This window comes from Plantibacter sp. CFBP 8804, from assembly GCF_014841225.1.
In the GTDB taxonomy this organism is placed as follows: Bacteria; Actinomycetota; Actinomycetes; order Actinomycetales; family Microbacteriaceae; genus Plantibacter; species Plantibacter auratus.
Window position 1 is genome coordinate 76,791 of the sequence record NZ_JACYTU010000008.1, and the last position, 24,652, is coordinate 101,442.

The window sequence follows — 24,652 nt, forward strand, 5'->3', positions numbered from 1 at the left end:
GACTCCCCCGTTCGTTCGCCCATTCCTGGGCGAACGAAGGTTCCCTCGCCCAGGAATGGGCGAGGGAACGTGTGCCTCAGGCGGAAGCCGTCAGCGTCGGACGATCATGATCCAGGAGAGCTGCACGTCCGTGCCACCGCCCGAACCGACCGGATCGAGGGTGATCGACAGACGGCCGTCCGCATCCGGCTGCACCGACGACAGCGTCGCCACGGTCGGGGTGCCGGTGATCGGTTGCGCACTGAGCAGCGTCGCCCCGTTCGCCCCGATGTCCGCGCGCCGGTTGTCCGCCCACTGCGACCACGGGTCGTACAGCCCGACGTACACGTCGTAGCTCCCTGCGTCGAGGGAGTCGAACGCGTACTCCAGCGTGCGGTCGGTCGCGGAACTCGCGACGTAGCGGAGCGACTCCGAGAACGGCCCGTCGGTCGTTCCCGTCTCCGCGCCGACGACGCCCCAGTTCGCGCCGGTGGCCGCGTCGGCCCCGAGCGTCCGGTCGAACGTCGAGTTGAGCAGGGTGCCGTCGGCCTCCGCCACCGAGCGGATCGCGTCGTACTCAGGCGACGCCGATCCCCCCGCGTCGACGAGGTAGACGAGGTCCTTCGGGACGACCGTGACCTGACGGGTCACCGGCCGGGAGACGCCCTCGACGGTGCCGGTGAGCGAGACCGGACCGGGGACGGCGAGTGCCGCGGTGTCCCACGTGATCGTCCGGGTGGTCGTCGTGCCACCCTCCGTGACCTGCGCCTCGCTCGGCAGGGTGCTCGCGTCGCCGAGCCGGACGGTGGCCGGCACGTCGACGTCGACCGCGACCTTGCCCTTCCCCTCGAGGTCCGCGAGCGTCCACTCGTCGTACCACTTCAGGGACAGGGATCCGTCGTCGCCGAACTCGAGCGGGAGCCAGACGGCCGGCGCGTTGCGGAGGTCGGACGGCGTCCAGCGATCACCCATGTAGATGAACTTGCCGGCGGCCGCGTCGATGGGGATCACGGACGTGCTCTGGCTGCCGTGGGTCGTCGACGCACCGGAGCGGCTCACCGGGTTGCCGTGGTCGGTCCACTCCCCCAGCATCGAGTCGGCGGTGGCGTACTTGGCCGGATTGGGGTTCCAGCCGGTCGCGCCCGAGGTGATGAGGTAGTACGTGCCGTCGCAGACGAACACGGCCGGAGCTTCCCGCTGCCCACCGATGTAGGTGCGGGTGAAGTCCTCGCCCTTCACGGCGCGGTCGACGGGTGCCGACAGGAACATGAAGTTCGACGACAGCTTGGAGATGAAGAGGGTCAGGTTCTCCTCGCTCGCGTAGATGATGTAGCCGGTGCCGTCGACGTCGGTGAAGAGGTTCATGTCGCGCGCCATACCGGGGCTGTCGGGCTGGTAGTTCGGCTCGCCCTCAGGCGCGACGTTCAGGCGGTAGCTGTCCACGTAGCGGAACGGGCCGGTCGGCGAGTCGGAGACCGCGACCCCGGCGGTCGCCTTCGCGTACTGCGCGTCGGAGGTCGCACTCGGGCCGTCGGTGTGGATCCACATGACCCACTGTTCCGTTGCGGCGTTGTACATGACCTTCGGCCGCTCGAGGATCGCCGCGGGGACGACCGGATCGCTCGGGACCGTCAGGAGGTCGCGGACGACCACCGCGCGTTGCTGCGCCGTGTAGTCGGCGTACAGCTCGGCTGCGACCGGATCGGTCGTGAGCTGGTCGGCGGTCGACAGGGCCTGCAGCGCGAGGCCCTCGTCGGTCCAGTTGTACAGGTCGCGCGAGGAGTACACGTGCACCCCGCGGCTGCTCGCGTAGCCGTTCCACCGGTCTTCGCCGTACCAGTAGTAGATCGGCTGGCCGTCGGCGTCGGTCGACGGCACGACCTGCCCGCCGTGCGCCTGGATCGGGTTGCCCTGGTCGTCGACCCAGGCCTGGCCCGGGCGGAAGGAGTCGTAGGTGACGATCGGCCGGAGTGCGGTGAGTGCGGCCCCGAGCGCGTCGTAGGCGGCCGTGAGTGCCGCGGTGTCGGCCGACCCGGCGTCCACGAGCGCCTGGGCGTCGGCGATCGCGGCGTCGAGGACGGCGAGCGAGTCGGCGACGTACCCGGCGCGCTGCCCCTCGTCGAGCGTGACAGCTCGGATCTTCGCCGCGAGCACCTCGGTGGACGCCGTGTGCGGCGCTCGGATGACGAGGTAGTTGACCGCGGGATCGGTGTAGGTGTTGGTCCGGCCCGCCGGGCTGTGGACCTCGAGGTCGAGGGTGCCGTCGTCGACGCTCACCGTGAGCTGCTGCTCGAGGAGCGCACCGGCCGGCGCGGTGACCTGGGCGAGCGTCTCGCCCTCGGCCCTGAGGTCGAGCGGTCGTGCCGCCCAACCGCTCGGCAGGTTGAACCCGAGGGTGACCTCGTACTCGCCGGCCGGGAGGTCGAAGGCGTAGTCGACCGACCGCGTCGGGAGGGAGCTGCCCGCGGGCGGTGCGTCGTACCGGAGGGAGGCGGTCTTCTCCGTCCCGGAGGAGCTGTTGGCCGTCGGGTTGCTGTTCGCGTCGGCGACGAATCCCCAGGACGCGCCGGTTGCGGCGTCGACCCCGTAGGACTGGTCGGTGCGTGACTGGTACAGCCCGATGTGGTCGCCGGCGGAGACCGCGTCGGTCACCGTGCTGCCGGCGTTCGCGAAGTAGAGGACGAAGTCGTTGGCGACGAGCTCGTCGACCGTCGGGCTCGGGTAGCTCGGTGCGGCCTCGGCGCGTGGTGCGTCCGCCGTGACGAGGGCGCCGGAGAGACCGAGGACGAGCACGACGGCGCCCGCGACGCCACTGCGTCCGACACCGCCGCTGGAGGAGGCGTCTTCGGCGGCGTTCGAGGCGGCGACCCGACGACGGCGGAGGATGAGCAGTGCACCCGCGAGCAGGAGCACCGCAGCCACGATCACCGCTGCGGTGATCGAAACACCCGACACGGCGAGCCCACCGTCACCGCCCGCATTCGTGCCCGAGCCCGGCTGACCGCCCCCTGGGTCCGCCCCGGGCTCGCCGCCCGGCCCGGTTCCGGGATCGGTGCCGCCGGGCAGGGAATCGACGGTGTTGCCAGGGCCGCCGTTCGTGCCACCGGCGACGGGGACCGCACCGGCCGCGGCGACGGCACCCGTCTCGCCGAGCGCGACGCCGGCGGCCAGGAGACCGTCGGGCAGCGCCGAACGGGCGTCGTCGGCACCCCAGACGGTGACCGATCCGTCGGCGGCGATCGCCCCGGACAGGTACGGACCCGCGAAGACACGGACGACGTCGACCCCGTCGAGGGACGCCGGCACCTCGGTCTGGCCGGAGCCGTCCGCACCCCAGGCGAGGACGGTGCCGTCGTCGGCGAGGGCGAGCGCGTGGTCGGTGCCGGCGGCGAGCTGCACGACGTCCTCGTCGGCGAGCGCCGTCGGGAGCTCGAGCTGTCCGGCGTCGCTCCGGCCCCAGGGGACGACGTCACCGTCGTCGGTGAGGGCGACGGTGAAGCCGGAACCGATGGCGACGTCGGTCACGCGTGCACCGTCGAGCGCGGTCGGGAGGTCGTTCTGTCCGAACGCGTCGTCACCCCAGAGCGCGAGCGTGCCGTCGGCGCGGACGGCGGCCGAGTTCGGTCCGCCGGCGGCGATGCGGAGGACCCGGTCGAGTCCTGCCGGGACCGTGGCCTGGCCGTCGGCGTCGCGGCCCCAGGCGGTGACGGTGCCGTCGGCGGCGAGCGCGAGCGAGTGGTTCGTGCCGGCCGCGACCTGGGTGATCGTCCCGGTGACGCTCGGGACGGTCGCCTGGCCGAAGCCGTCGGCGCCCCACGCGAGCTCGGTGCCGTCCGCGCCGAGCGCGACGGCGTGGCCCAGACCGGCGGCGACACCGGTCACCGGGGTGCCGACGAGCTCCGCGGGAGCCGCCGGGTCGCCCCAGCTGAGCAGGGTCGCCGCGGGCGCCTCGGCAGCGGTCGCGCTCCCGGCCGTCAGGGCGGTGGCTCCGACGATCGCGACCGTCAGGAGGCCGGCGGCGAGACCGCCCCGCCGCAGGACGGCGGCACCTCCATCCGGTGTCGGTCGGTCGGGTCGTCTCGTCGCTCGTCGCATGCTGCGGCGTCCTTTCACGTCATCGTGGGGTGCTGCGGAGGTGGTACTCAGGTGCTGCGGCCCTTCGACAAGCTCAGGGACCGGGGTTGAGGTCAGGGACCGGGGTTGAGGTCAGGGACCGGGACAGGGGTCAGGGACCGGGTGGTGCGGTCGGCGCCGCGTCTGTGCGGGCGACGCCGACCGGATCGTGGGCGGCTAGAACTCGGTCGGGCCGAGGGAGGGGCGGGCGAGGAAGGAGAGCGTCGGCGTCGTGAGCGCATGGAACTCGAACACCGTGAAGCGGTTCTCCCCGGCACGGAGCTGGCCGCCGGGGACGTACAGCGTGTGCTGCGGCCCCCGCGACCAGTAGCGGCCGAGCAGGAAGCCGTTCACCCAGACGAGCCCCTTGCCCCAGGCCGCGGTGTCGAGGAACAGGTCGGTGGGCGCGTCGAGCGTGACGGTGGCGGTGAGCAGGACCGGCCCGGCACCGCTGATCGTGGCGCCGGACGTCCGCGTGGCTGCGGCGTCCACGACGGCGTCGAGGCGGTCGAGGGCCACGGGCGCGATGCCCCACGACGTGAGTTCCACGTCGTCGAGCGACACGGGCCCGATGATCCCCTTCGGCTCCCCCAGGCGCTTGCCGTAGTTCACGCGGCCCTGGTTCTCGAGGAGGAGTTCGAGCGTCTCACCCGCCGGGATCACGATCGACCGCTCCTTGAACTCGCGGGTGAGCGCGCCGACCGGCACGCCGTCGACGGAGACGACCACGCGGTCGCGCACCTCGGCGAACCGGAGCACCCCGCCGCGTCCACCGAGCGACGCCCGGTAGCGCGCCAGACCGCTGAACGCTCCGAGTTCGTCCATCGTGGGGATCCGGTCGAACGCCTGGAGCGGCGCGATCCCGTCGGCCACGTCCGCGAACGGGACCTCCTGCTCGAAGGACGCGGTGAACGCCGGGGCGTCCGTCGCCGCCGGTGGGATCTCGGTCGGCACCTCGGCGTACTTCGCGATCACGTCGCGGAAGGCGAAGAACTTCTCCGTCGCGTGGCCCGCCTCGTCGAGGGGCGCGTCGTAGTCGTAGGAGGTGACGTGCGAGCGGTACTGCCCCTTGTCGTTCGCGCCCCCGGTGAACCCGAAGTTCGTGCCGCCGTGGAACATGTAGACGTTCACGGACGCGCCGGCCGCGAGGAGCGCGTCGAGGTCGGCAGCCGTCTCCGCGACGGGCGTCGTGTGGTGGTGCTCGCCCCAGTGGTCGAACCAGCCGTCCCAGAACTCCGAGCACATGAGCGGCCCGGTCGGCTGGTGTTCCCGCAGGGTCGCCAGGCGTTCGAGCGAGCGGCTGCCGAACGAGCCGGTCTTGTGGAGTTCGGGGATGCTGCCGTCCTCGAGCATCTGAGCCGTGGGCTGGTCGACGGTCGTCAGCGGCACCGTGATGCCGAGCTCGCGGGTCCACGCGGTGAGCGTGCGCAGGTAGTCGTGGTCGTCGCCGTAGGCGCCGTACTCGTTCTCGACCTGCACGAGGATGACGGGACCGCCGCGGTCGATCTGCAGCGGGGCGACGATCGGCAGCAGCGCCTCGAAGTACTCGCGGACGGCGGCCAGGTAGCGCGGTTCACTGCGACGGAGGCCGAGTTCGGGGTCGTGCAGCAGCCAGCCGGGCAAGCCGCCGTTGTCCCACTCGGCGCAGATGTAGGGGCCGGGACGCACGATCGCGTACATGCCGGCGTCGGCGATGAGGCCGAGGAAGCGTTCGAGGTCGTTCACGCCCGTGGTGTCGAACACGCCGCGCTCGGGGCTGTGCTGGTTCCACGCGACGTAGGTCTCGATGGTGTTGAGGCCCATGAGCTTCGCCTTCGCGATGCGGTCCGCCCACTGCTCGGGGTGCACCCGGAAGTAGTGGAGGGCTCCGGAGAGGATCCGGAACGGCTGACCGTCGAGCAGGAAGTCGTCGTCGCCGATGGAGAAGGTGGGCATGCTGGGGCTCCGTGATGAAGGGGTGCGGATGGAGCGACCACGGCCGGCCGGAGCGGATCCCGGAGGACCCTCCGACCGGCCGCGGTCGATGGTGCTGGTGCTGCAGGTGCCGTTCGGCTACTTCTCGGTGACCGTGAAGCCCTGCGTGTTGCCGTACTCGACGAGCTGCTTCTGCCAGTCGGCGAGGCCGTCGTTCAGGTCGGCCTTGTTCGCGTAGGACTGTCCGACGGTGTCGGCGAAGATGCTGTTCGCGTAGACCTGGTACGGCAGGTACTGCCACCCGGTCGACACGTCCTTCGCGCCCTGCACGAGGACCTCGTTGATCTTCTGGCCACCGAAGTACTCGGGAGCCGCGGAGAGGAACTCGTCGGAGTTCAGGTCGGCGGTCGTCGCCGGGAAGCCACCGTTGTCGAGGAAGACCTTGACGCTGTCCTCGTCATTGTTCAGCCACTTGAGGAAGCCCGCGGCGAGCGCCGGGTTCTTGCTCTGCTTCAGCACGACCTGGCCACCGCCACCGTTCTCGGCGTTGGCGGGCTTGCCGTCGTAGGTCGGGATCGGGGCGACGCGCCACTGGCCGGAGCCCTCGGCGACGGACGACTCGAGCACGCCGGGCATCCAGGCGCCCGCGATGAGCGTCGCGATGCTGCCGTTGCCGAGCGACTTGTACCAGTCGTCGCTCCACCCGGGGACGTCGGAGAGCAGGCCGCCTTCGACGAGCGGGTTCCAGGTGTCGGCCCACTTCTTGGCGCCCTCGTCGGCGAGGTTGACACTCACCTTGGTGCCGTCGGCGGTGAACGGACGTCCACCGGCCTGCCAGATCATGCTGGTCGCGAAGCCGGAGTCACCGGAGTCGTTGGTGATGTACTTCGACGGATCGGCCGTGTGCAGCTGTGCGGCTGCCGCGACGTACTCGTCCCACGTGGTCGGCACGGCGATGCCGTACTGGTCGAACACCGTCTTGTTGTAGAACATGGCCATGGGGCCGGAGTCCTGCGGGAGGGCGTAGAGGCCGTCGCCGATGTTGACGGAGCTCCACGGGCCGGGGCTGTAGTCGTCCTTCAGGTCGCCGAAGCCGTAGGCGTTGAGGTCGACGAGGGAGTCGCTGAGCGCGAACTGCGGAATGGCGTAGTACTCGACCTGCGCGACGTCGGGGGCACCCTTACCGGCCTTGATCGCGTTCTGCAGCTTCGTGTACTCGGTGGTGTTGGTGCCGGCGTTGACGAGGTTGACCTTGACCTTGGGGTAGGCCTTCTCGAACGCGGCGACCTGCGCCTCGGCCGAGGGCGTCCAGGACCAGTAGGTGATCTCGCCACCGGCTTCGAGGGCGGACTCGATGTCCTTGGCGTCGCCCGAGGCGGTGCTGCCGCCGCCGGACGAGCAGGCGACGAGCGAGGCTCCGATCATCGCGGACGCGACGGCCGCCGTGGCCGCGCGGCGCAGAACCGTGCGAGACGGTGAGATGCGCTTCATGGGTGTTTCCTTTCACTGCGTTGGGAGGAGGAGGTGATGCGGGTGGCCCTTCGACAAGCTCAGGGACCGGTGGGAAAGCGGGTTGGGTGCGGGTGGCCCTTCGACAAGCTCAGGAACCGAGACCGCAGGAAGGATCAGCCCTTGACGCTGCCGGCGCTGAGGCCCGACTGCCAGAAGCGCTGCAGGAAGAGGAACGCGATGACGATCGGGACGATGGTCAGGAGCGATCCGGTGATCACGAGGTTGAAGATCGGCTGCGCGGCGACACCGGTGGCCTGGGCGCTCCACTGGCTGAGACCGACGGTGAGCGGATACCAGGTGGGCTCCGACAGCATGATGAGCGGCAGGAAGTAGTTGTTCCAGGTCGCGACGATCGCGAAGAGGAGCACCGTGACGATGCCGGGGCCGAGGAGTCGCAACGAGATCGTGAAGAAGGTGCGGAACTCCCCCGCGCCGTCCATGCGGGCGGCCTCGAGCAGTTCGGTCGGGACCGCGTCCACCGCGTACGTCCAGATGAGGTACAGACCGAACGGGCTGACGAGCGAGGGCAGGATGACCGCCCACGGCGTGTTCGTGAGGCCGAGCTGGCTGAACATCAGGAAGGTCGGGACGGCGAGGGCCGTGCCCGGCACCGCGATGGAGCCGAGGATGATCGCGAACACGGCGCGCTTGCCGGGGAACCGGAACTTCGCGAGGCCGTAGCCGCCGATCGTCGCGAGGAGCGTCGCCCCGCCGGCGCCGACCACCACGTAGAGCAGCGTGTTGCCGAACCAGCCGACGAACTGCCCGTCGCGGTAGGTCAGGGTGTCGACGATGTTCTGCCAGAGGTTGAACCCGCCGTCGCCGAACCAGAGACCAAAGGAGGAGAAGAGGTCGGGCTGGGACTTCGTCGCGTTGATGACGAGCCACAGGATCGGGACGACCGAGTAGATGAGGAAGACGGCCATGACGATCGTGAGGACGATCGAGCGCTTGCGGCGCGGGTCGTGGCGCTTCCGGGTGGGCCGGTCGAAGGCACGCGGGTTGCGGGCGGTCCGGGTCGACACGGTCTGCGGGCGGACGGTCGGGTTCGAGACGGTGGCCATCAGCTGTTCTCCTGTCGGGAGCCGCGCACCTGCACGACGTAGGCGATGACGGCGGTGATGACGCCCATGATGATCGCGACCGTCGCCGCGAGGTTGAACTGCTGACCGGCGAAGGACAGGTTGTAGGCGTACATGTTCGGGGTGAAGTTGCTCGTGATCACGTTGGGCGCGAGGTTCTTCAGCAGGTTCGGCTCGTTGAAGAGCTGGAAGGACCCGATGACGGAGAAGATCGTCGCGATGACGAGCGCTCCGCGGAGGGCGGGGATCTTGATGCTGAAGACGGTGCGGAACTGTCCGGCCCCGTCGATCTCGGCCGCCTCGTAGATCTCACCGGGCACGACGCGGAGGGCGGCGTAGAAGATGAGCATGTTGTAGCCCATGAACTCCCACGTCACGATGTTGCCGATGGACGCGAGGACGGCCTGGGAGCTGAACGGCTCGAGGATCTGTGCACCGACGAGGTCGTTGAAGCTGCCGGCGAGACCGAACTGGTCGCCGTAGATGAAGCCCCAGATGAGCGCCGCGACGACGCCCGGGACGGCGTACGGCAGGAAGAGCGCGATACGGAAGAAGGCGGCGCCGTGGAGCCTGGCGCTGTCGAGCGCGAGTGCGGCGGTGAGCGACAGGGCGAGCATGATCGGCACCTGCACGACGAAGAACAGTGCGACGCGACCGAACGGCTCCCAGAACTTCGGGTCCTGGAGGACCTGGGCGTAGTTCTCGAAACCGACGAAGGCGTTGCCGCCGATGAGCTTCTCCTGGAAGAAGCTGAGGTACAGCGCGTAGACGAGCGGGGCGATGATCATCAGCGCGAAGACGATCATGAAGGGGGCGATGAACGCCCAGCCCTTCCAATCCCGGCGGTCGCGTCGGTGGACACGGACCGCTGGTGGCCGGCCGGTGCGAGCGGTCGTGGTGGTCATGGGCAGCTTCCTTGCTGTGATTCGGGCGGAACCGTCGTGCGGTGGAGCCGTGCGGGGGAGGGATCGCGGTGGATGTTTACGTCAACATCTGATCGGTACCATAGCATGTTCACGTCAACATGCAAGGATGGATGCGACGATAGGGAGACCATGACGGACACCACCCGGAGAGCGCCTGGCCGCGCCAGGCGAGCACCGTCGATGGCGGACGTCGCCGCGCACGCCGGCGTCTCCTCCCAGACCGTCTCCCGCGTCGCGAACGGGCTGACCAACGTGGACGACGGCACCCGCGACCGCGTGCTGGAGGCCATGACCGAGCTCGGCTACCGCCCGAACAAGGCCGCTCGGGCGTTGCGGTCGGGGCGCACCCGCAGCATCGGGATCACGATGTTCACGCTCTCCTCCTACGGCAACATGCGCACGCTCGACGCGATCACGGTCCAGGCCGCACGGGCCGGCTACTCGGTCACGGTCGTCCCCGTCGAGTACCCGACGCAACGCGATGTCGCGGTCGCGCTCGACAGCCTCCGCGAGCAGGACGTCGACGGCCTCATCATCGTCATCGAGTCGCACATCGTCGACGGCGCCGACGTCGAACTGCCCTCCGGCCTGCCCGTCGTGGTCATCGACTCCGCGGCACGCACCGACTACCCGGTCGTCGACAACGACCAGGCACAGGGTGCGGCACTCGCCACCCAGCACCTCCTCGACCTCGGACACCAGGGCGTCTGGCACATCGCCGGCCCCCGTACCTCCTACTCGGCGGCTCGTCGTGAGCAGAGCTGGGCCGACACCCTGCGAGAGGCCGGCATCACACCGCCGCCGGCGTTCCGTGGCGACTGGTCGACGACCTCGGGCTACGAGATCGGCCTCGAGATCGCCGAACGCCCGGAGATCACGGCCGTGTTCGCCTCGAACGACCAGATGGCGCTCGGACTCCTCCGCGCCCTGCACGAGCGCGGGCGCGCCGTGCCGGAGTCGATCAGCGTCGTCGGCTTCGACGACACCCCGGAGTCGGACTCGTTCTGGCCACCACTCACGACGGTGCATCAGGACTTCGACGAGATCGGACGTCGGGCGATCACCACGCTCCTCCGCGAGATCGAGGAGGGCCCGCAGCTCTCCACCGAGCCCCTCACGCCGACGTCCCTCGTCGTCCGCGCGAGCACGGCTCCCCCGCCCGCGCGCTGAGGCGAGCGAGACACTCCACGCGGTCATTGAGCCTGTCGAAATGCCCACGGCGACACCTCGACCAGCTCGGCGAACGAAGCCCCGGTCATTGAGCCTGTCGAAATGCCAGCTCCGCACTTCGACAGGCTCAGTGACCGGCGTAGGGGCCTCAGTGACCGGCGTAGGGGCCTCAGTGACCGGCGTAGGGGCCTCAGTGACCGGCGTAGGGGCCTCAGTGACCGGAACGGACCGGAACGGGGACCTCAGTGACCGGGCCAGCCTTGACACCCGAGCGAGGGGTCGCCCATACTCGTCGGAAATGTTGACGTGAACACGGTGGTTCGACGCCGCCGAATGTTCACGTGAACATCCCCTGCACCACGGCCTCCAACGAAGGAACCACCGATGACACTGCCGTCACCAGTCCGCCGACGAACGATCGGAGCGACCGTCGCCGTCGCCCTCGGCATCGCCGCGATCGCACCAGCACTCGCCACCGTGGACGCCGCACCTGCGGCCGCCGCGGAGAGCACTCCCCTCACCATCACCCCGAACCCGGCCTACCAGAACGAGGCGTTCGAAGGCTGGGGCACGAGCCTCGTCTGGTTCGCCAACGCGACCGGCGACTACCCGGCGGACGTCCGCCAGGACCTCTTCGACAAGGTGTTCGGTGAGGACGGTCTCAACCTCAACATCGCCCGCTACAACATCGGTGGCGGCAACGCCAGCGACGTCCCGCCCTACCTGCGGGCCGGCGGCGCGGTCGACGGCTGGTGGAACCCGGACCTCGGCGCGAGCGACGCCGACGGCCCCATCACCTCCGACTACGCCGACCGCGACCGATACGCCGCCGCCTGGGACGCCGACGACCCGGCCTCCTACGACTTCGACGCCGACGAGACCCAGCGCTGGTGGCTCACGGCCCTCAAGGACAAGATCACCAAGTGGGAGGCGTTCAGCAACTCCCCGCCGTACTTCATGACCGAGAGCGGCTACGCCTCGGGCAACTTCAACGCGGCCGACGAGCAGCTGAAGCCCGAGAGCGTCGACGACTTCGTCGCGTACCTCACCACCGTCGTCGACCACCTCGAGGCCGACACCGGTATCGACTTCGACACCATCGACCCCTTCAACGAGCCGAACACGAACTACTGGGGCACCCAGATCGACGAGGCCACCGGTTGGCCGAAGGGCGGACGCCAGGAGGGTGCGCACATCGGCCCGGCCATGCAGGACACCGTCATCAAGGCCCTCGCCGAGCGCCTCGCCGCCGAGGGCACCTCGACCGAAGCCGTCATCGCGGCCATGGACGAGACCAACCCGGGCATCTTCGCGACGAACTGGAACGGCTGGTCGCAGACCGCCAAGGACCTCGTCACGCAGCTCAACGTCCACAGCTACGGCCAGGGCGGCAGCGTCGTCGCGCGCGACATCGCGAAGACCGTCGGCAAGCCGCTGTGGATGAGCGAGGTCGAGGGCAACTGGGACTCCAGCGGCAAGCACAACCTCACGAACATCGACAACGGCATCGGTATGGCGACGCACCTCATCGACGACCTCCGCAACCTGGAGCCGACCGCGTGGGTGCTCTGGCAGCCCGTCGAGGACCTCTACAACATGGAGAAGGTCGAGAAGCTCAACTGGGGCAGCGTCCTCATCGACTTCGACTGCAACGCCGAGGGCGACTCCGAGCGACGCATCGCCGACGGCGACGCCGACCCGAGCTGCTCCGTGAAGACGAACGCGAAGTACAACACGCTCCGCAACTTCACCCACTACGTGCAGCCCGGTGACCACCTCATCCCGTCCACCGACGCGCAGACCACCACGGCGCTCCGTGCCGACGGCACCGGTGCGACCCTCGTGCACGCCAACCCGTCGACCTCAGCTCGGACGATCACCATCGACCTGTCGAAGTTCGCGGACATCGCTCCCGGCGCGACGGTCACGCCGATCGTGACGACGGAGTCCCCCGCGGACGACGTCACCGCCAACGCACTCGTGCAGGGCGACGCCGTGTCGATCGACCCGGTGACCAAGCAGGCGACGCTCACCGTCCCGGCGAAGTCGGTCACCACCTTCCTCGTCGACGGTGCGACCGGTGTCGCAGCGGACGCGGCACCGTTCCAGGACGGACACGCCTACCAGCTCGTCGGCAAGCAGAGCGCGAAGGCGTTCACCGCCGCAGCCACGACCGGGACCGTCCCGGCCGGCACGATCACCCCGCGTGCCTCCGACGCCACGACCGGTGCCGCACAGGTGTGGACCGCCGAGCTCCTCTCGGGTGGCGGCACGAACACCGACCGCTACGCCGTCCGCAGCTCGTCCGGAGCACTCCTCTCCGCGAACTCCGCCGGCACCTCGCTCGTCGCTGCGACGCGGGAACAGGCTGCGGCCGACCCCTCGCTGCAGTGGATCCCGACGACGACCAACGGCTCCGAGTGGAGCCTCGTGAACGTCGGCACCAGCCAGGCCCTCGAGGTCGGCGGGCAGTCCACCACCACGGGCGCCGCCGTCGGCGTCTACCAGTCGAACAACGGCGCGAACCAGACCTGGAACTTCGTCGACACCGCCCTCACGGGGGTGCAGCCGGTCACGGTGCAGACCGTCGCCGGTGTTCCGGCAGCACTGCCCGCGACCGTTGTCCCGCTGTACGGCGCGGTCCAGGGCGCGCCGGTTCCGGTCACCTGGGACACCTCGGCTGTGGACTGGAACACGCCGGGCACGATCATCGTGAACGGTTCCGGCACCGACGGGTGGGGTGCGGCGTTCACCGCGCAGGCCACCGTCGACATCGGCGGCTTCACCACCACCGAGCCGGTCTCCCTGACAGTCGCGGCAGGGTCTCCGGCGAGCGCCGTCATCGCTGCGGCGCCGACCACGGTCCCGGCACAGATCGGCGCGAGCACCAACCGCTTCGACACGCCCGTCACCTGGGACTTCAGCACCCTCGACGACGCCGACCTCGCCGACACCGGTGTGGTGCAGGTGCGCGGCGCGGCTGCGTCGAACGACCCGGCCGCGGCACCGATCGACGCCCTCCTGTCGATCATCGTCACGGCGCCCGGTGAGCGGAACATCGCGCCGGACGCCACGACCGTCGCGAGTGCGACGTCCACCGAGTCCGGCTACCCCGCGAGCAACACGAAGAACGGTGTGCGGAACGACAAGGGCTGGTCGAACTGGCGCTCGTCGAACAAGCCGGCGAGCGACACCCTGAGTTACGAGCTCGGCGGTGAGCACACGATCGAGCACGTCACCTTCTACGCCTACAAGGACGGGAGCACCAACAGCTGGCCGAGTGCACTGACCGTGCAGTTCCGCGACGCCGACGGCGCGTGGATCGACGCTCCGGGTGGGGCGGTCGCCGTGCCGGTCCCGACCGATGGGACGGCTCCGGTCGTCGACGTCGACCTCGGTGGCGTCACGACGAGTGCGGTGCGTGTCGTGATGACGGCGTACGCGAACACCCACATGGTCGTCTCGGAGGTCGAGATCTACGCGCTCGCACCGTCGGTCGCCACCGAGGCGAGCCTCGCCGCGCTGCGGGTGAACGGCACGCCGGTCGAGGGCTTCGACGCAGGCGTCCTCGAGTACGAGGTGCCGCTGGCCGGGTCCGCCGATCCGGTGGTCGACGCCATCCCGGCCGACCGCGACGCGACGGTGACGATCGAGGCGCTCGAAGCGGCACCGGCGGCTGCAGCCCGTGCTGCGGCTGACGCGAGCGACGGTGTCGTCATCACGGTGACGGCGGCCGACGGGGTGACCACGCAGTCGACGACCATCACCTTCGCCCGGACGGCGGTCGCGACCGCGACGCTGTCGAGCGTGGCCCGCGAGGGTGTCCCGACGACCGCGGCGGTCGTCGTGGACCCGGAGGACGCGGCGGGGGTCTACGCCTGGCTGCTCGACGACGAGGTCGTGGACGGTGCCGAGACGGCGACGTTCACGCCACCCACCGGCAGTGCTGGTGCCGCGCTCGCGGTGCGAGTCACGGTCTCGGCCGAGGGCTTCGCGCCGGTGGAGAAGACGTCCACGCCGGTGACGGTGCTCGCCGCCGCGGTGGACCCGGGCACCGATCCCGGCACCGATCCGGGGACGAACCCCGGTACCGGTCCTGGCGGGGGCTCCGGCGGTGGCGCGGTCGGCGGTGGTGACGGCACGAGCTCGCCCTCGGGCGGTTCGGCTGCCGGAACCGACTCGCTGTCGCGCACGGGTGTGGACGTGTCGAGCATCGGGCTCGTCGCGTTGCTCCTCGGCCTCGTCGGCTTCGCCTCGGTGCTGCTCGCGCGTCGTCGTCGCACAGCGAGCTAGCCCTCCGTTCGCCCATCTTCGGGCGACGCAACGCCCGTTCGCCCAAACGTGGGCGAACGGGCGTTCGCGTTCTGCCGAGCCGACCGTCAGCTCGCCGCATCCTCCGCCAGCACCGCAGCGCCCGCCGCCGCACAACCCTCGTCGACCATGCCGTCCGGGGCCCCACCGACGCCGATACCCGCGATCGTCGCCGTACCGACCTTGATCGGCGCCCCGCCTGCCAGGAACAGGGTCCCCTCGAGGTCGCGGAGGGTCGCCCCGCCACCCTCCGGCAGGCGCTCCGTCAGCTCGGAGGTGTTCGCTCCGAACGCCGCCGCCGTGTACCCCTTCTCGGCCGACGCCGAGAGGGTGTGCTCCGCAGCGCCGTCACCGCGGACCACTGCCTGCACCTGCCCGAAGCGGTCGACGACGGAGACGGTGACGAACCCGACCCCGCTCGCTCGACACGACTCGAGTGCCGCGGTCGCAGCTTGCATCGCTGCGTCGGCGGACAGTCGCGGAAGCTCGACGGTCCGGGATTCCGCGGCCTCGGCCACCGGCGATGCCGAGGTCGCGGTCGTCGACGAGGCGGGGCCGGTGCAGGCGGTCAGGGTCCCAAGGACGGCGAGCCCGGCGACGATGGTGCCGAGGCGTGCGGTGCGTGACTGTTTCATGGTGTTCCTCTGGGTTGTTCGTGCTTCAGCATCGGACGATGCGCTCCGACAACTCTCGTCCGGCGGCGCTTCCTCCACCTCGTCCGCGCCGCCCGGATCCGGTCGGGCCAACGGCCGACCGGCCCTCATCCCTTCGGATGAGGCCGGCCCTCGGAGGCTCGCCTAGCATGGAGGGATCGCCGGAAGGGTCCCATGTCAGACGATCGAACATCAGTCCACGCGACCCCGCTCTCTCGCCCGTACCGCCGAGCCGCAGCCCTCGGCGCGACGCCCCTCGACGTCGTGCTCAACCTCACCTTCTTCGCACTGCTCGTGACCTCGGCCGTGCGATACGTCATGAGCCACGGGGTCGAGGCGGTGAACTGGACCGTCGGGGCGCTGACCGTCGCGACCGCGTCCGCCTACCTCCTCGCCACGCGGAAGACGGGCGTCCGACACCGGATCCTCGTCGTGATCCTCCTCGCACTGTGGACGCTGCTCGTACTCATCGCCCCGAGCTTCTGGTGGACGGCGTTCTCGGTCTACTTCCTCGCACGCCGCGCCTTCCCGACCGCGTGGGTCGCCGTCGGTCTCGCCGCGGTCTGCGCTCGCTCGCTCCTCGTCCTCACCGGCGGCTTCGACTGGACGATCGTGGTGGGTACAGCGGTGGTGGCTGCGCTCGTGAGCGTCGTCACCTCACGGATCGAGTCCGACAACCGGACGCAGGCGGCGCTCATCCGTCGACTGACGGAAGCCCAGGCGCGACTCGCCGCGACCGAACGACAAGCCGGGATCGCTCAGGAGCGAGCGCGGGTGTCGAGCGAACTCCACGACTCCGTGACCCAAGGACTCGCGAGTTCGCTCCTCATCATGGAGGCCACCGCGCAGACGATCGACACGTCTCCGGCCACCGGCCGCGCCCGTCTGCGCGAGGCGGTCGAGCTGATCCGCTCGACGCTCGGCGAAGCACGGAACCTCGTCCACGACCTCGGTTCACCCCGGCTCGACGGCATCAGTCTCGCCTCCGCGCTCGAACATCTGGTGGCGGAGACCCCCGCCGCCCAGCTGCGCATCGACGGCGAGCCGAGCCCCTATCCGCCTGAGATCGCCCACGCGATCCTGCGCGTCTGCCAGAGTGCCGTGCAGAACGCCGATCTCCATGCCGGCGCATCGGCGATCCATGTCACCCTCACGTGTCTGACCGACCAGGTCGTCGTCGACATCGCCGACGACGGCGTCGGATTCGATGCGTCGGCGGTCCCCGAACCGTCGAGCACCGGCGGCTACGGACTGCGCGCGATGCGGCAGCGGATCGAGCAGCTCGGCGGTCGGTTCACGGTGGAGAGCGCCCCCGGTGACGGCACCGTGATCGTCGCCCAGCTCCCGACCGATGCGGGGTCGACGTGCTGAGCCTCGTCCTGGTCGACGACCATGCCGTCGTGCGCGCGGGTCTGCGCCTGATCCTGCAGACCCAACCCGACCTCGAGATCGTGGGTGAGGCGTCGTCTGGCGAGAGCGCGGTTCCACTGGTCACCGAGGTGCAGCCGGACCTCGTGGTCGTCGATCTCGCCATGGGCGACGGGATCGGCGGGATCGAGACGACCAGGCGTCTCCGCGCGCTCAGCCCGGCACCGCAGGTGCTGATCTTCACAACCTACGACACGGATGCCGACATCGTCCGGGCCGTCGATGCGGGAGCCGTCGGGTATGTGCTCAAGACGTCCTCGCCCGAGGAGATCTTCCGCGCGGTGCGAACAGCCGCGATGGGACAGAGCGCGCTGAGCACACCGGTGGCATCACGGCTCATGCATCACCTGCAACATCGTCAGGAAGCGCTGACCCCGCGCGAGGCCGAGATCCTGGAGTTGCTCACGGACGGTCTCGGCAACCGCGAACTCGCACGTCGGCTGTTCATCAGCGAGACGACCGTCAAGACCCACCTCGCGCACATCTACACGAAACTCGGGGTGGACGGTCGCGGCGCCGCCATCGCCGCGGCTCGACAGCGCGGCATCGTCCGACCGCCCGAGCACCGCTGAACCTGGGTTTCCCGGGGCACTTCGACAAGCTCAGTGACCGGAACGGTTCCACGCTCCCTGAGCCTGTCGAATGGCCCACGAGCACCCACACCCGAGCGAGGCGGTTCCCCTGGGGCACTTCGACAAGCTCAGTGACCGGAACGGTTCCACGCTCCCTGAGCCTGTCGGAGGGCCCACGACGAAACCCCGCCGTCCGAGATGACTCGGGCGGCGGGGCTTCGTGGTGCGGGGTGACTACTCGGCGTCGAGGTCCGTCTCGAGGAGACCGGCGAGCTCGGCGAGCGCCTCGTCGGCACCCTCGCCCTCAGCGCGGAGGGTGACGACGTCGCCGTTGGTGGCGCCGAGGCTCATGATCGTGAGGATGCTCGAGGCGTCGAGCGGGCCCGAGTCTCCCAGCTCGATCGTGACGGGCACCGGCTGGCGCTTGACCGTCTCGATGAAGAGCTTGGCGGGGCGGGCGTGCAGCCCGACGCGGCTGGCGATGGTGGCTTGGCGTTCGGCCATGATGATGCTCCTTCTGCGGTTCGGTTGGTGCCGGCCGGACCAGTGGATCAGGTCAGGCTGTGGATCGGACGGGTACGGATCAGACGGTCGCGGGCTCGGTGGCGACCGCGGGGGCTGCCGAGTCGGCAGCCTCCACCGGCCGACGACGGGCGAACCGCTTGAGCAGGATGACGGCGACCGCGGTGATGACGGTGCCGACGGCGACCGACAGGATGAACATCCCGATGTTGCCGATGGCGAAGAACACGAAGATGCCACCGTGCGGTGCCTGCGAGGTGACGCCGGTCGCCATGATGAGCGCACCGGTGGCGGCACCACCGAGGATCGACGCCGGGATGACGCGGAACAGGTCGGCCGCGGCGAACGGGATCGCACCCTCGCTGATGAACGCGGCACCGAGCAGCCAGGCGGCCTTGCCGTTCTCCCGCTCGACCGCGGTGAACGAACGACGGCTGAGGACGGTCGAGGCGAGCGCCATCGCGAGCGGCGGCACCATGCCGGCGGCCATCACGGCGGCCATGATCTGCCACGGCGCCTGGTTGGCGAGCGTTCCCGCACCGAGACCGGCGACGGCGAACGAGTACGCGACCTTGTTGACGGGGCCACCGAGGTCGAACGCCATCATCGTGCCGAGGATCACGCCGAGCAGGATCGCGGAGACACCGGTGAGGCCGGAGAGCCAGGAGTTGAGCCCGCCCATGAGTGCGGCGATCGGGCCGCCGAGGACGAGGATCATGAGGCCGGACGCGACGATCGAGCCGATCAGCGGGATGATCACGACGGGCATCAGCCCACGCAGCCACCGCGGCACGTTCAGGCGACCGAGGCCGTAGGCGACACCACCGGCGAGCAGACCACCGACGAGTCCGCCGAGGAAGCCGGCGCTCATGAGGAGGGCGACCGCACCGGCGACGAACCCGGGCGCGATGCCCGGTCGGTCGGCGATGGCGTAGGCGATGTAGCCGGCGAGGGCCGGGACGAGGAACGCCATCGAGGCGTTGCCGATGGAGAACGCGACGGCACCGAGGTAGGCGCCGAGTCCGCCGGCCGGCAGGTTCACGAGGCTGTTCTCGACGATGATCTTGCCGGCGTTCTCGGTGATGTCGTAGCCGCCGAGGAGGAAGCCGAGGGCAATGAGCAGACCGCCACCGGCGACGAACGGGATCATGTAGCTGACGCCGGTGAGCAGCCAGCGCTTGATCGACTGACCGACGTTGGCATCCTTCTTGTCAGACGTCGACGCGGAGGCGTCGCCGGCCGCTGCGGCGACCCGCGGGGCGTTCGGGTTCGAGATCGCGGCGACCGCGTCGTTGATGAGCTGTTCCGGGGCGTCGATGCCGCGCTTCACGGGAGCCTTGATGACGGGCTTCCCGGCGAAGCGGGTGACGTCGCGGACGTCCACGTCGACGGCGAAGATGACGGCCTGCGCCTTCGCGACGACGTCGGCGGGCAGCGGGGTCGCACCGGAGGCGCCCTGCGTCTCGACGTGCAGCTCGACACCGAGGCGCTTCGCGGTGGCGGCGAGCGAGTCGGCCGCCATGTAGGTGTGGGCGATGCCCGTCGCACACGAGGTGACCGCGATGAGCACGGGCCGTGCGGCCTGGTCGCCGGCCTCGACGGGAGCCGTCGCGGCGCGCTCGGCTGCAGGAGCCGACGCCGGCTTGGGCGCGTCGCTGAGTGCACCATCGACGAGTGCGACCACCGCGGCGGCGTCGGGCGCCTCACGCAGTGAGGTCACGAACTCGGGCTTGATGAGCGAGCGGGCGAGCTTCGACAGGAGGGCGAGGTGCGCCTGGTCGGCGCCGTCCGGGGCCGCGATGAAGAAGAGGAGGTCGGCCGGGCCGTCGTCGGAACCGAAGTCGACGAGCGGCGAGACACGGGCCATCGCGAGCGTCGGCTCGGTGACGGCGGCTGAACGGCAGTGCGGGATCGCGATGCCGCCGGGGATGCCGGTGTCGGTCTTGCTCTCCCGCGCCCAGGCGTCGGCGAAGAGGGCCTCGGTGTCGGTGGCACGGCCGGCGCGGACGACGAGCTCGGCGAGCGCGCGGATGACACCCGCGCGATCGGTGCCGAGGTCGGCGTCGAGGGCGACGAGCCCTGGGGTGATGAGTGGGGTGGACATCTGGGTTCTCCTTCGAAACGGATGCTGGTGCTTCGGGTGGTCGGGGCGGCCCTTCGACAAGCTCAGGGACCGGGGTGGGCGGTCAGGGACCGGGGTGGGCGGTCAGGGACCGGGGTGGGCGGTCAGGGGGCGGAGGGGATCCGCTGCGGGAGCTGGACGACGTCGATGGCGGCGGCGTCCGTCCCGCTGAGCGCCGGTACGTCGCTGCCGGGGAGTGCCGCGGCTGCGGCTCCGTGGGCGACGGCCTGCGCGAGGCGTGCTGCAGGTGCGAGACCTGCGGTTCGGGCGATCAGGTAGCCGGCGAGGGAGGAGTCCCCCGCACCGACGGTGCTGCGCGCGACGATCTTCGGGGCCCGGGCCGACCAGGCGGTGTCACCCTCCACCAGCACGGCACCTCGGGAGCCGAGCGTGACGAGGACGGCGGCGACCGGACCGGGTCGGTCCGCGGAGCCGACGAGCGTGGCGGCGACGGACGCGGCGAGCGCCGGGTCCGCCTCGATCTCGTCGCCGGACGCCGTGCCGGTGAGTTCGGCGAGTTCGGCACCGTTCGGCTTGATGAGGTCGACGCGTTCCCCGGTGGCGGCGAAGGCGGCGAGGAGGGCGGCGAGCGGCTCCCCCGAGCTGTCGACGGCGACGAGCGGGCGGGTGCCGTCGGTGCGGGCGCGAGCGGCCCGGACGATCCGTGCGTAGAAGTCGGCCGGCAGCCCGGGTGGCAGCGAACCGGCGATGACGAGCCACTCGGCACTCGCGGCGGCACGCGCGGTCGCGTCGACGAGGCGTGCCGCGTCGTCCTCGGTGAGGAGCGGACCCGGCTCGTTGATCTTGGTCGTGGTGCCGTCGGGCTCGGTGAGCGTGATGTTGCGACGCACGGGCTGCCCGGTGGGGACGGCGAGGACGTCGATGCCCTGCGCGCGGAGCGACTCGATCATCGGGTCGGTCGATTCGCCGGGGAGGACGGCGATGGTCGCCAACTCGGCGGCGGCGATGGCCCGCGAGACGTTGACGCCCTTGCCGCCCGGCTGCTCCCGGCTGGCGAGGGCGCGGAGGACCTCGCCGCGCTCGACGACACCGGGGAGCTCCACCGTGTGGTCGAGCGAGGGGTTGGCGGTCAGGGTGATGATCATGCGACAACCACCTCGACACCCGCAGCCTCGAGGGCGTCCCCGAGCGTCGTCGGAACGACCTCGTCGGTGATGACGGTGTCGATCTCGTCGAGGGCGGCGAAGCGGATGAGCGCTTCCTCACCGAGCTTGGCGGCGTCGGCGAGGACGACGGCCCGGCGCGAACCGCGGACGATCGCCGACTTCACGGCACCCTCGAGTTCGTCGGGCGTGCTGAGGCCGAAGTCGGCGCTGACCCCGTTGGCGCCGACGAAGGCGATGTCGGGGCGGAAGCGGCCGAGCTCGTCGACGGTCGTGCTGCCGACCGCCGCGCTGGTGATGCCACGGACGCGGCCACCGAGCAGGTGCAGTTCGACATGGTCGCAGTGGTGGAGCGTCGCGGCGATCGGGACGGAGTTGGTGATGACCGTGAGCGCCTGGCCGGCGGTGGCCGGGCGCCAGGTCACGAGGAGGTCGGCGAGGTGGGCCGTGGTCGTCCCGGCGTCGATGACGATCGAGCCGCTGAACGTCGCCGGGATGAGCCGGAGGGCCGCACGGGCGATCGTCGCTTTCGCGTCGCTCCGCTGACCCTGGCGATCGGCGAGGCTGGCCTCGGCGACGGAAGCACGTGCTGCGGACACGGCGCCGCCGTGGACGCGGCGCAGGACACCGGAGGTTTCGAGCTGGTCGAGGTCGCGACGGATCGTCTCAGCGGTGACGCCCAGCTCACGGGAGACGTCCGCGACGGAGACCCGTCCGCTCGTCTTCACCCGGCTGGTGATGTGCTCGTGCCGCTCCGTCGCGTACATGCGTCGTCCTTGACCTTCGTTTCCGGTGTTGCAGGCTTGCAGTGCGAAGAAAGTATCACACAAACACAGAGAAACACAGATCCACTTCTACGCCGGACCCTGAGCTTGTCGCAGGGCAGCTACCATCCCCGGTCCCTGAGCCTGTCGAAGGGCAGCAACCACCCCCGGTCCCTGAGCCTGTCGAAGGGCAGCAACCACCCCCGGTCCCTGAGCCTGTCGAAGGGCGCACTTCGACAGGCTCAGTGGCCGATGAGGTGGGCGGCTCAGTGACCGATCAGCGAGGTCGGTCGGCAGCGGGTCAGGGCGCGAGGGCCGGGACCGGCAAAGGGGTGGCGGTCGGCGCAACCGTGGCGCCGACCGCCGGTTCGTCTCGCACCCGAACGCGCGAGACGGCTGGTGTCACGACGGCGAACCGGCCGACGTCGTGACAGGTCTCTCCGCTGCTTCGCGCTCCGGCAGCAGTTGGCGGAGCACTCCCCCGGCGTGCGACGCCCACCGACCGACGGCGACCCAGCTGCGGTCGCGGACGAACAGCAGGTCGAGCGCGATCATCGCGAGCGAGAACGGCCACAGTCCGAGGAACAGGCCGATGCCGAGGTGCATCAGGATCGTGAAGCCGAGCGCGAGGATCCGCGTCGGCCGCCACAGGATCAGCACCGGGAACAGCAACTGCACCCAGACGGACAGGAACGTCGCCACCCAGACGAACGGGCCGAGCTGCCAGGCGAGGTCGCTCAGCACCGGGAACGGGCGGAACACGTCGAGGACGAGCGAGTAGTAGAACGCCGTGCCCTCGCGCCACTCGGGACCCATGAGCTTGTAGATGCCGGAGTTCACGTAGACGAGCATGATCTGGTACGCGCAGAGGAGGACCGCGGTGTTGTTGGCGGCGTTCGCGAGCCACGACGGGATCGCGAACCGACCGCGCAGGATCGGCCGCAGCGCTCGACCCCGCCGCTTGGTGAGCCAGGCGTCGACCGACCAGTGACGCGACAGGTCCGCGAACACCAGGAACAGCAGCGTGATGCGGATGATCGTGTCGCCGCCGTTGGTCAGCACCGTGCTGTTGGTCGCGAGCCCCACCCAGAACACGAGCAGGACGGGCGTGACGAACCTGGTCTGCCAGCCGATGAGGAACAGCAGGCCGAGCACGATGAGCACCCCGTAGGCGAGGTCGAAGACGAAGGCGCTGTCCTTCGTGAAGACGAGCTCGAACAGCGGGAACCAGGCGCGGCGGTTCGCCTCCGGGTCGACCCACTTCGATGCGACGCCCCAGAGGTAGTGGCGGTCGGCGAGACTCGTGAGGAGGAAGCTGACGATCGCGACACCGTAGAGGATCCGCAGGGCGGAGAGGCTGTAGCCGGCGTGCTTGGCACCCGTGACCCAGCCGGCGAAACGGTCGAACCAGGCACGGACGGCGTTCATCGTGCACCCCCGTACCGGGTGATGACGTCCCGGTAGACGGCGAGGGTCTCCGCGTCGATGACGTCGTCGACGTGCCGCCAGCCGAAGGTGACGGCGGTGTCGTCGAACTGCTGCTCCTCGGAGAAGCGGTTGTCGAAGTCGTTCGGGCGGGTGCGGTCGATCCGCCACCGGACGCGCTCGACGTCCTGGTCGAAGTACGCCGTGGAGAACGCGGTCGCGTACTCCTTGAGCATGTAGTCGTAGCGGAGGAACCGGACGATGTCGCCCTGCCCTGAGCCCGGAGTCTTGCTGACGGCGTCGAGGTCGGCGATGAGCGACTCGGCCGACTGGGCGCGATACCCGCCACCATCGGCCCGCTGGATGAAGGTGTCGCGCACGATCTCGCGCTGCTGGGCGTCGAGCGCGAGGTACCGGGTGTTGTAGGCGAGCATCGCGTTCCACGAGGACTTCTGGATCCGCGAGGGCTCGGCGTGGCCGGGGACCGCCTGCTGCTCGAGCTTCGTGACGTTGACCCAGTCGGACTTCACGAGGGTCCCGTCGGCGTCACGCCACTGGGCTTGGACGGAGAATGTGATGTTCGTCTTCATGATGCTCGGCGCGAAGACGTTCCACTTCTGCGTGAAGTACGGGCCCGCCGCGGCGACGACGGCACCACGGACGGGTGTGGTCGGCGAGACGATGACGAGGGTGCCGGCGACGTAGACACCGACGAGGGCGATCGAGACCGCGGCCGCGATGCGCGCGGCCCGCTTCGGCGGGGCGGCTCCATCCCGAGGCGATCCCGCTCCCCGGTCCTGCCGAGCGGCCGCCGGTGCCTGATCGCCGTCCGGAACCTCGGCGCCGTCCGGTCCCTCAGCGCCTTCCGGTCCCTGAGCCCCTTCCGGTCCCTGAGCCCCTTCCGGTCCCTGAGCCTGTCGAAGGGCGTCAGGACGCCCCCCGACGGGTGTGCGTGTGATCGGAGTCACGGTTCCTCCTTGGTGCTGGGTGGTGATGAACCGCGGGGGCACCCGTTCGGTGGTGCCGTCCGCGGGG

Annotated in this window: 16 protein-coding genes; 4 read left to right on the plus strand and 12 right to left on the minus strand. The window is 70.1% G+C overall.

The window, feature by feature from the left end:
- Nucleotides 1-90: 90 nt before the first annotated feature.
- The 5 genes from IFU11_RS14350 to IFU11_RS14370 form a co-directional block, all read right to left on the minus strand.
- Nucleotides 91-4,074, minus strand: a complete 3,984-nt coding sequence (locus IFU11_RS14350) for a family 43 glycosylhydrolase (protein ID WP_192019362.1) — start codon at nucleotides 4,072-4,074, stop codon at nucleotides 91-93.
- 195 nt (nucleotides 4,075-4,269) lie between these two features.
- Nucleotides 4,270-6,027, minus strand: a complete 1,758-nt coding sequence (locus IFU11_RS14355; protein ID WP_192019363.1) for a glycoside hydrolase family 35 protein — start codon at nucleotides 6,025-6,027, stop codon at nucleotides 4,270-4,272.
- A 117-nt stretch (nucleotides 6,028-6,144) separates the two neighbouring features.
- Nucleotides 6,145-7,497: an ABC transporter substrate-binding protein gene (locus tag IFU11_RS14360; protein ID WP_191941649.1), complete on the minus strand. Its 1,353-nt coding sequence runs from the start codon at nucleotides 7,495-7,497 to the stop codon at nucleotides 6,145-6,147.
- 134 nt (nucleotides 7,498-7,631) lie between these two features.
- Complete coding sequence (locus tag IFU11_RS14365; RefSeq protein ID WP_085512471.1) at nucleotides 7,632-8,582, minus strand: carbohydrate ABC transporter permease; 951 nt, start codon at nucleotides 8,580-8,582, stop codon at nucleotides 7,632-7,634.
- Nucleotides 8,582-9,505 (minus strand): carbohydrate ABC transporter permease, encoded by a 924-nt coding sequence (locus IFU11_RS14370; RefSeq protein ID WP_064296050.1) that lies wholly within the window; start codon nucleotides 9,503-9,505, stop codon nucleotides 8,582-8,584. The genes IFU11_RS14365 and IFU11_RS14370 overlap by 1 nt, the downstream gene beginning before the upstream one ends.
- A gap of 150 nt (nucleotides 9,506-9,655) precedes the next feature.
- On the opposite strand from IFU11_RS14370, the gene IFU11_RS14375 reads away from it, so the two are divergent.
- Both IFU11_RS14375 and IFU11_RS14380 read left to right on the plus strand, forming a co-directional pair.
- Entirely contained in the window at nucleotides 9,656-10,696 is a 1,041-nt protein-coding gene (locus IFU11_RS14375; protein ID WP_229940350.1) for a LacI family DNA-binding transcriptional regulator, read from the plus strand.
- A 384-nt stretch (nucleotides 10,697-11,080) separates the two neighbouring features.
- On the plus strand, nucleotides 11,081-14,989 hold the full coding sequence (locus IFU11_RS14380) for a glycoside hydrolase (protein WP_192019364.1): 3,909 nt from the start codon (nucleotides 11,081-11,083) through the stop codon (nucleotides 14,987-14,989).
- A gap of 86 nt (nucleotides 14,990-15,075) precedes the next feature.
- Here the strand turns inward: IFU11_RS14380 and IFU11_RS14385 are convergent, their stop codons facing one another.
- Nucleotides 15,076-15,642, minus strand: a complete 567-nt coding sequence (locus tag IFU11_RS14385) for a GlcG/HbpS family heme-binding protein (protein ID WP_192019365.1) — start codon at nucleotides 15,640-15,642, stop codon at nucleotides 15,076-15,078.
- Between the two features lie 192 nt (nucleotides 15,643-15,834).
- On the opposite strand from IFU11_RS14385, the gene IFU11_RS14390 reads away from it, so the two are divergent.
- Together IFU11_RS14390 and IFU11_RS14395 are read left to right on the plus strand one after the other, a co-directional pair.
- The gene (locus tag IFU11_RS14390) at nucleotides 15,835-17,031 is read left to right on the plus strand and encodes a sensor histidine kinase (RefSeq protein ID WP_192019366.1); all 1,197 of its coding nucleotides are present in this window, start codon (nucleotides 15,835-15,837) and stop codon (nucleotides 17,029-17,031) included.
- Complete coding sequence (locus tag IFU11_RS14395; RefSeq protein ID WP_192019367.1) at nucleotides 17,025-17,660, plus strand: response regulator; 636 nt, start codon at nucleotides 17,025-17,027, stop codon at nucleotides 17,658-17,660. The genes IFU11_RS14390 and IFU11_RS14395 overlap by 7 nt, the downstream gene beginning before the upstream one ends.
- Nucleotides 17,661-17,894: 234 nt before the next feature.
- Here IFU11_RS14395 and IFU11_RS14400 read toward each other — a convergent pair whose 3' ends face one another.
- The 6 genes from IFU11_RS14400 to IFU11_RS20305 form a co-directional block, all read right to left on the minus strand.
- Entirely contained in the window at nucleotides 17,895-18,164 is a 270-nt protein-coding gene (locus IFU11_RS14400) for an HPr family phosphocarrier protein (RefSeq protein WP_056014456.1), read from the minus strand.
- 79 nt (nucleotides 18,165-18,243) lie between these two features.
- Entirely contained in the window at nucleotides 18,244-20,286 is a 2,043-nt protein-coding gene (locus tag IFU11_RS14405; RefSeq protein WP_192019368.1) for a PTS fructose transporter subunit IIABC, read from the minus strand.
- A 122-nt stretch (nucleotides 20,287-20,408) separates the two neighbouring features.
- Nucleotides 20,409-21,410, minus strand: coding sequence for a 1-phosphofructokinase family hexose kinase (locus IFU11_RS14410; protein ID WP_192019369.1), 1,002 nt, complete (start codon nucleotides 21,408-21,410; stop codon nucleotides 20,409-20,411).
- Nucleotides 21,407-22,195: a DeoR/GlpR family DNA-binding transcription regulator gene (locus IFU11_RS14415; protein WP_192019370.1), complete on the minus strand. Its 789-nt coding sequence runs from the start codon at nucleotides 22,193-22,195 to the stop codon at nucleotides 21,407-21,409. The genes IFU11_RS14410 and IFU11_RS14415 overlap by 4 nt, the downstream gene beginning before the upstream one ends.
- Before the next feature lie 399 nt (nucleotides 22,196-22,594).
- Nucleotides 22,595-23,620, minus strand: a complete 1,026-nt coding sequence (locus IFU11_RS14420; RefSeq protein ID WP_192019371.1) for an HTTM domain-containing protein — start codon at nucleotides 23,618-23,620, stop codon at nucleotides 22,595-22,597.
- A complete protein-coding gene (locus tag IFU11_RS20305; RefSeq protein WP_192019372.1) occupies nucleotides 23,617-24,585 on the minus strand; it encodes a DUF5819 family protein in 969 nt (322 codons plus the stop codon). Before IFU11_RS20305 ends, IFU11_RS14420 begins: the two co-directional genes overlap by 4 nt.
- Nucleotides 24,586-24,652: the final 67 nt, after the last annotated feature.

What these genes read in the sequence shown, in the direction of transcription:
- IFU11_RS14375 (WP_229940350.1), top strand. Translation starts at nt 9,656, where the DNA reads ATGACGGACACCACCCGGAGAGCGCCTGGCCGCGCCAGGCGAGCACCG.
- IFU11_RS14355 (WP_192019363.1), bottom strand. Translation starts at nt 6,027, where the DNA reads ATGCCCACCTTCTCCATCGGCGACGACGACTTCCTGCTCGACGGTCAG.
- IFU11_RS14370 (WP_064296050.1), bottom strand. Translation starts at nt 9,505, where the DNA reads ATGACCACCACGACCGCTCGCACCGGCCGGCCACCAGCGGTCCGTGTC.
- IFU11_RS14410 (WP_192019369.1), bottom strand. Translation starts at nt 21,410, where the DNA reads ATGATCATCACCCTGACCGCCAACCCCTCGCTCGACCACACGGTGGAG.
- IFU11_RS14380 (WP_192019364.1), top strand. Translation starts at nt 11,081, where the DNA reads ATGACACTGCCGTCACCAGTCCGCCGACGAACGATCGGAGCGACCGTC.
- IFU11_RS14385 (WP_192019365.1), bottom strand. Translation starts at nt 15,642, where the DNA reads ATGAAACAGTCACGCACCGCACGCCTCGGCACCATCGTCGCCGGGCTC.
- IFU11_RS14415 (WP_192019370.1), bottom strand. Translation starts at nt 22,195, where the DNA reads ATGTACGCGACGGAGCGGCACGAGCACATCACCAGCCGGGTGAAGACG.
- IFU11_RS14360 (WP_191941649.1), bottom strand. Translation starts at nt 7,497, where the DNA reads ATGAAGCGCATCTCACCGTCTCGCACGGTTCTGCGCCGCGCGGCCACG.
- IFU11_RS14405 (WP_192019368.1), bottom strand. Translation starts at nt 20,286, where the DNA reads ATGTCCACCCCACTCATCACCCCAGGGCTCGTCGCCCTCGACGCCGAC.
- IFU11_RS14400 (WP_056014456.1), bottom strand. Translation starts at nt 18,164, where the DNA reads ATGGCCGAACGCCAAGCCACCATCGCCAGCCGCGTCGGGCTGCACGCC.
- IFU11_RS14390 (WP_192019366.1), top strand. Translation starts at nt 15,835, where the DNA reads ATGTCAGACGATCGAACATCAGTCCACGCGACCCCGCTCTCTCGCCCG.
- IFU11_RS14420 (WP_192019371.1), bottom strand. Translation starts at nt 23,620, where the DNA reads ATGAACGCCGTCCGTGCCTGGTTCGACCGTTTCGCCGGCTGGGTCACG.
- IFU11_RS14350 (WP_192019362.1), bottom strand. Translation starts at nt 4,074, where the DNA reads ATGCGACGAGCGACGAGACGACCCGACCGACCGACACCGGATGGAGGT.
- IFU11_RS14365 (WP_085512471.1), bottom strand. Translation starts at nt 8,582, where the DNA reads ATGGCCACCGTCTCGAACCCGACCGTCCGCCCGCAGACCGTGTCGACC.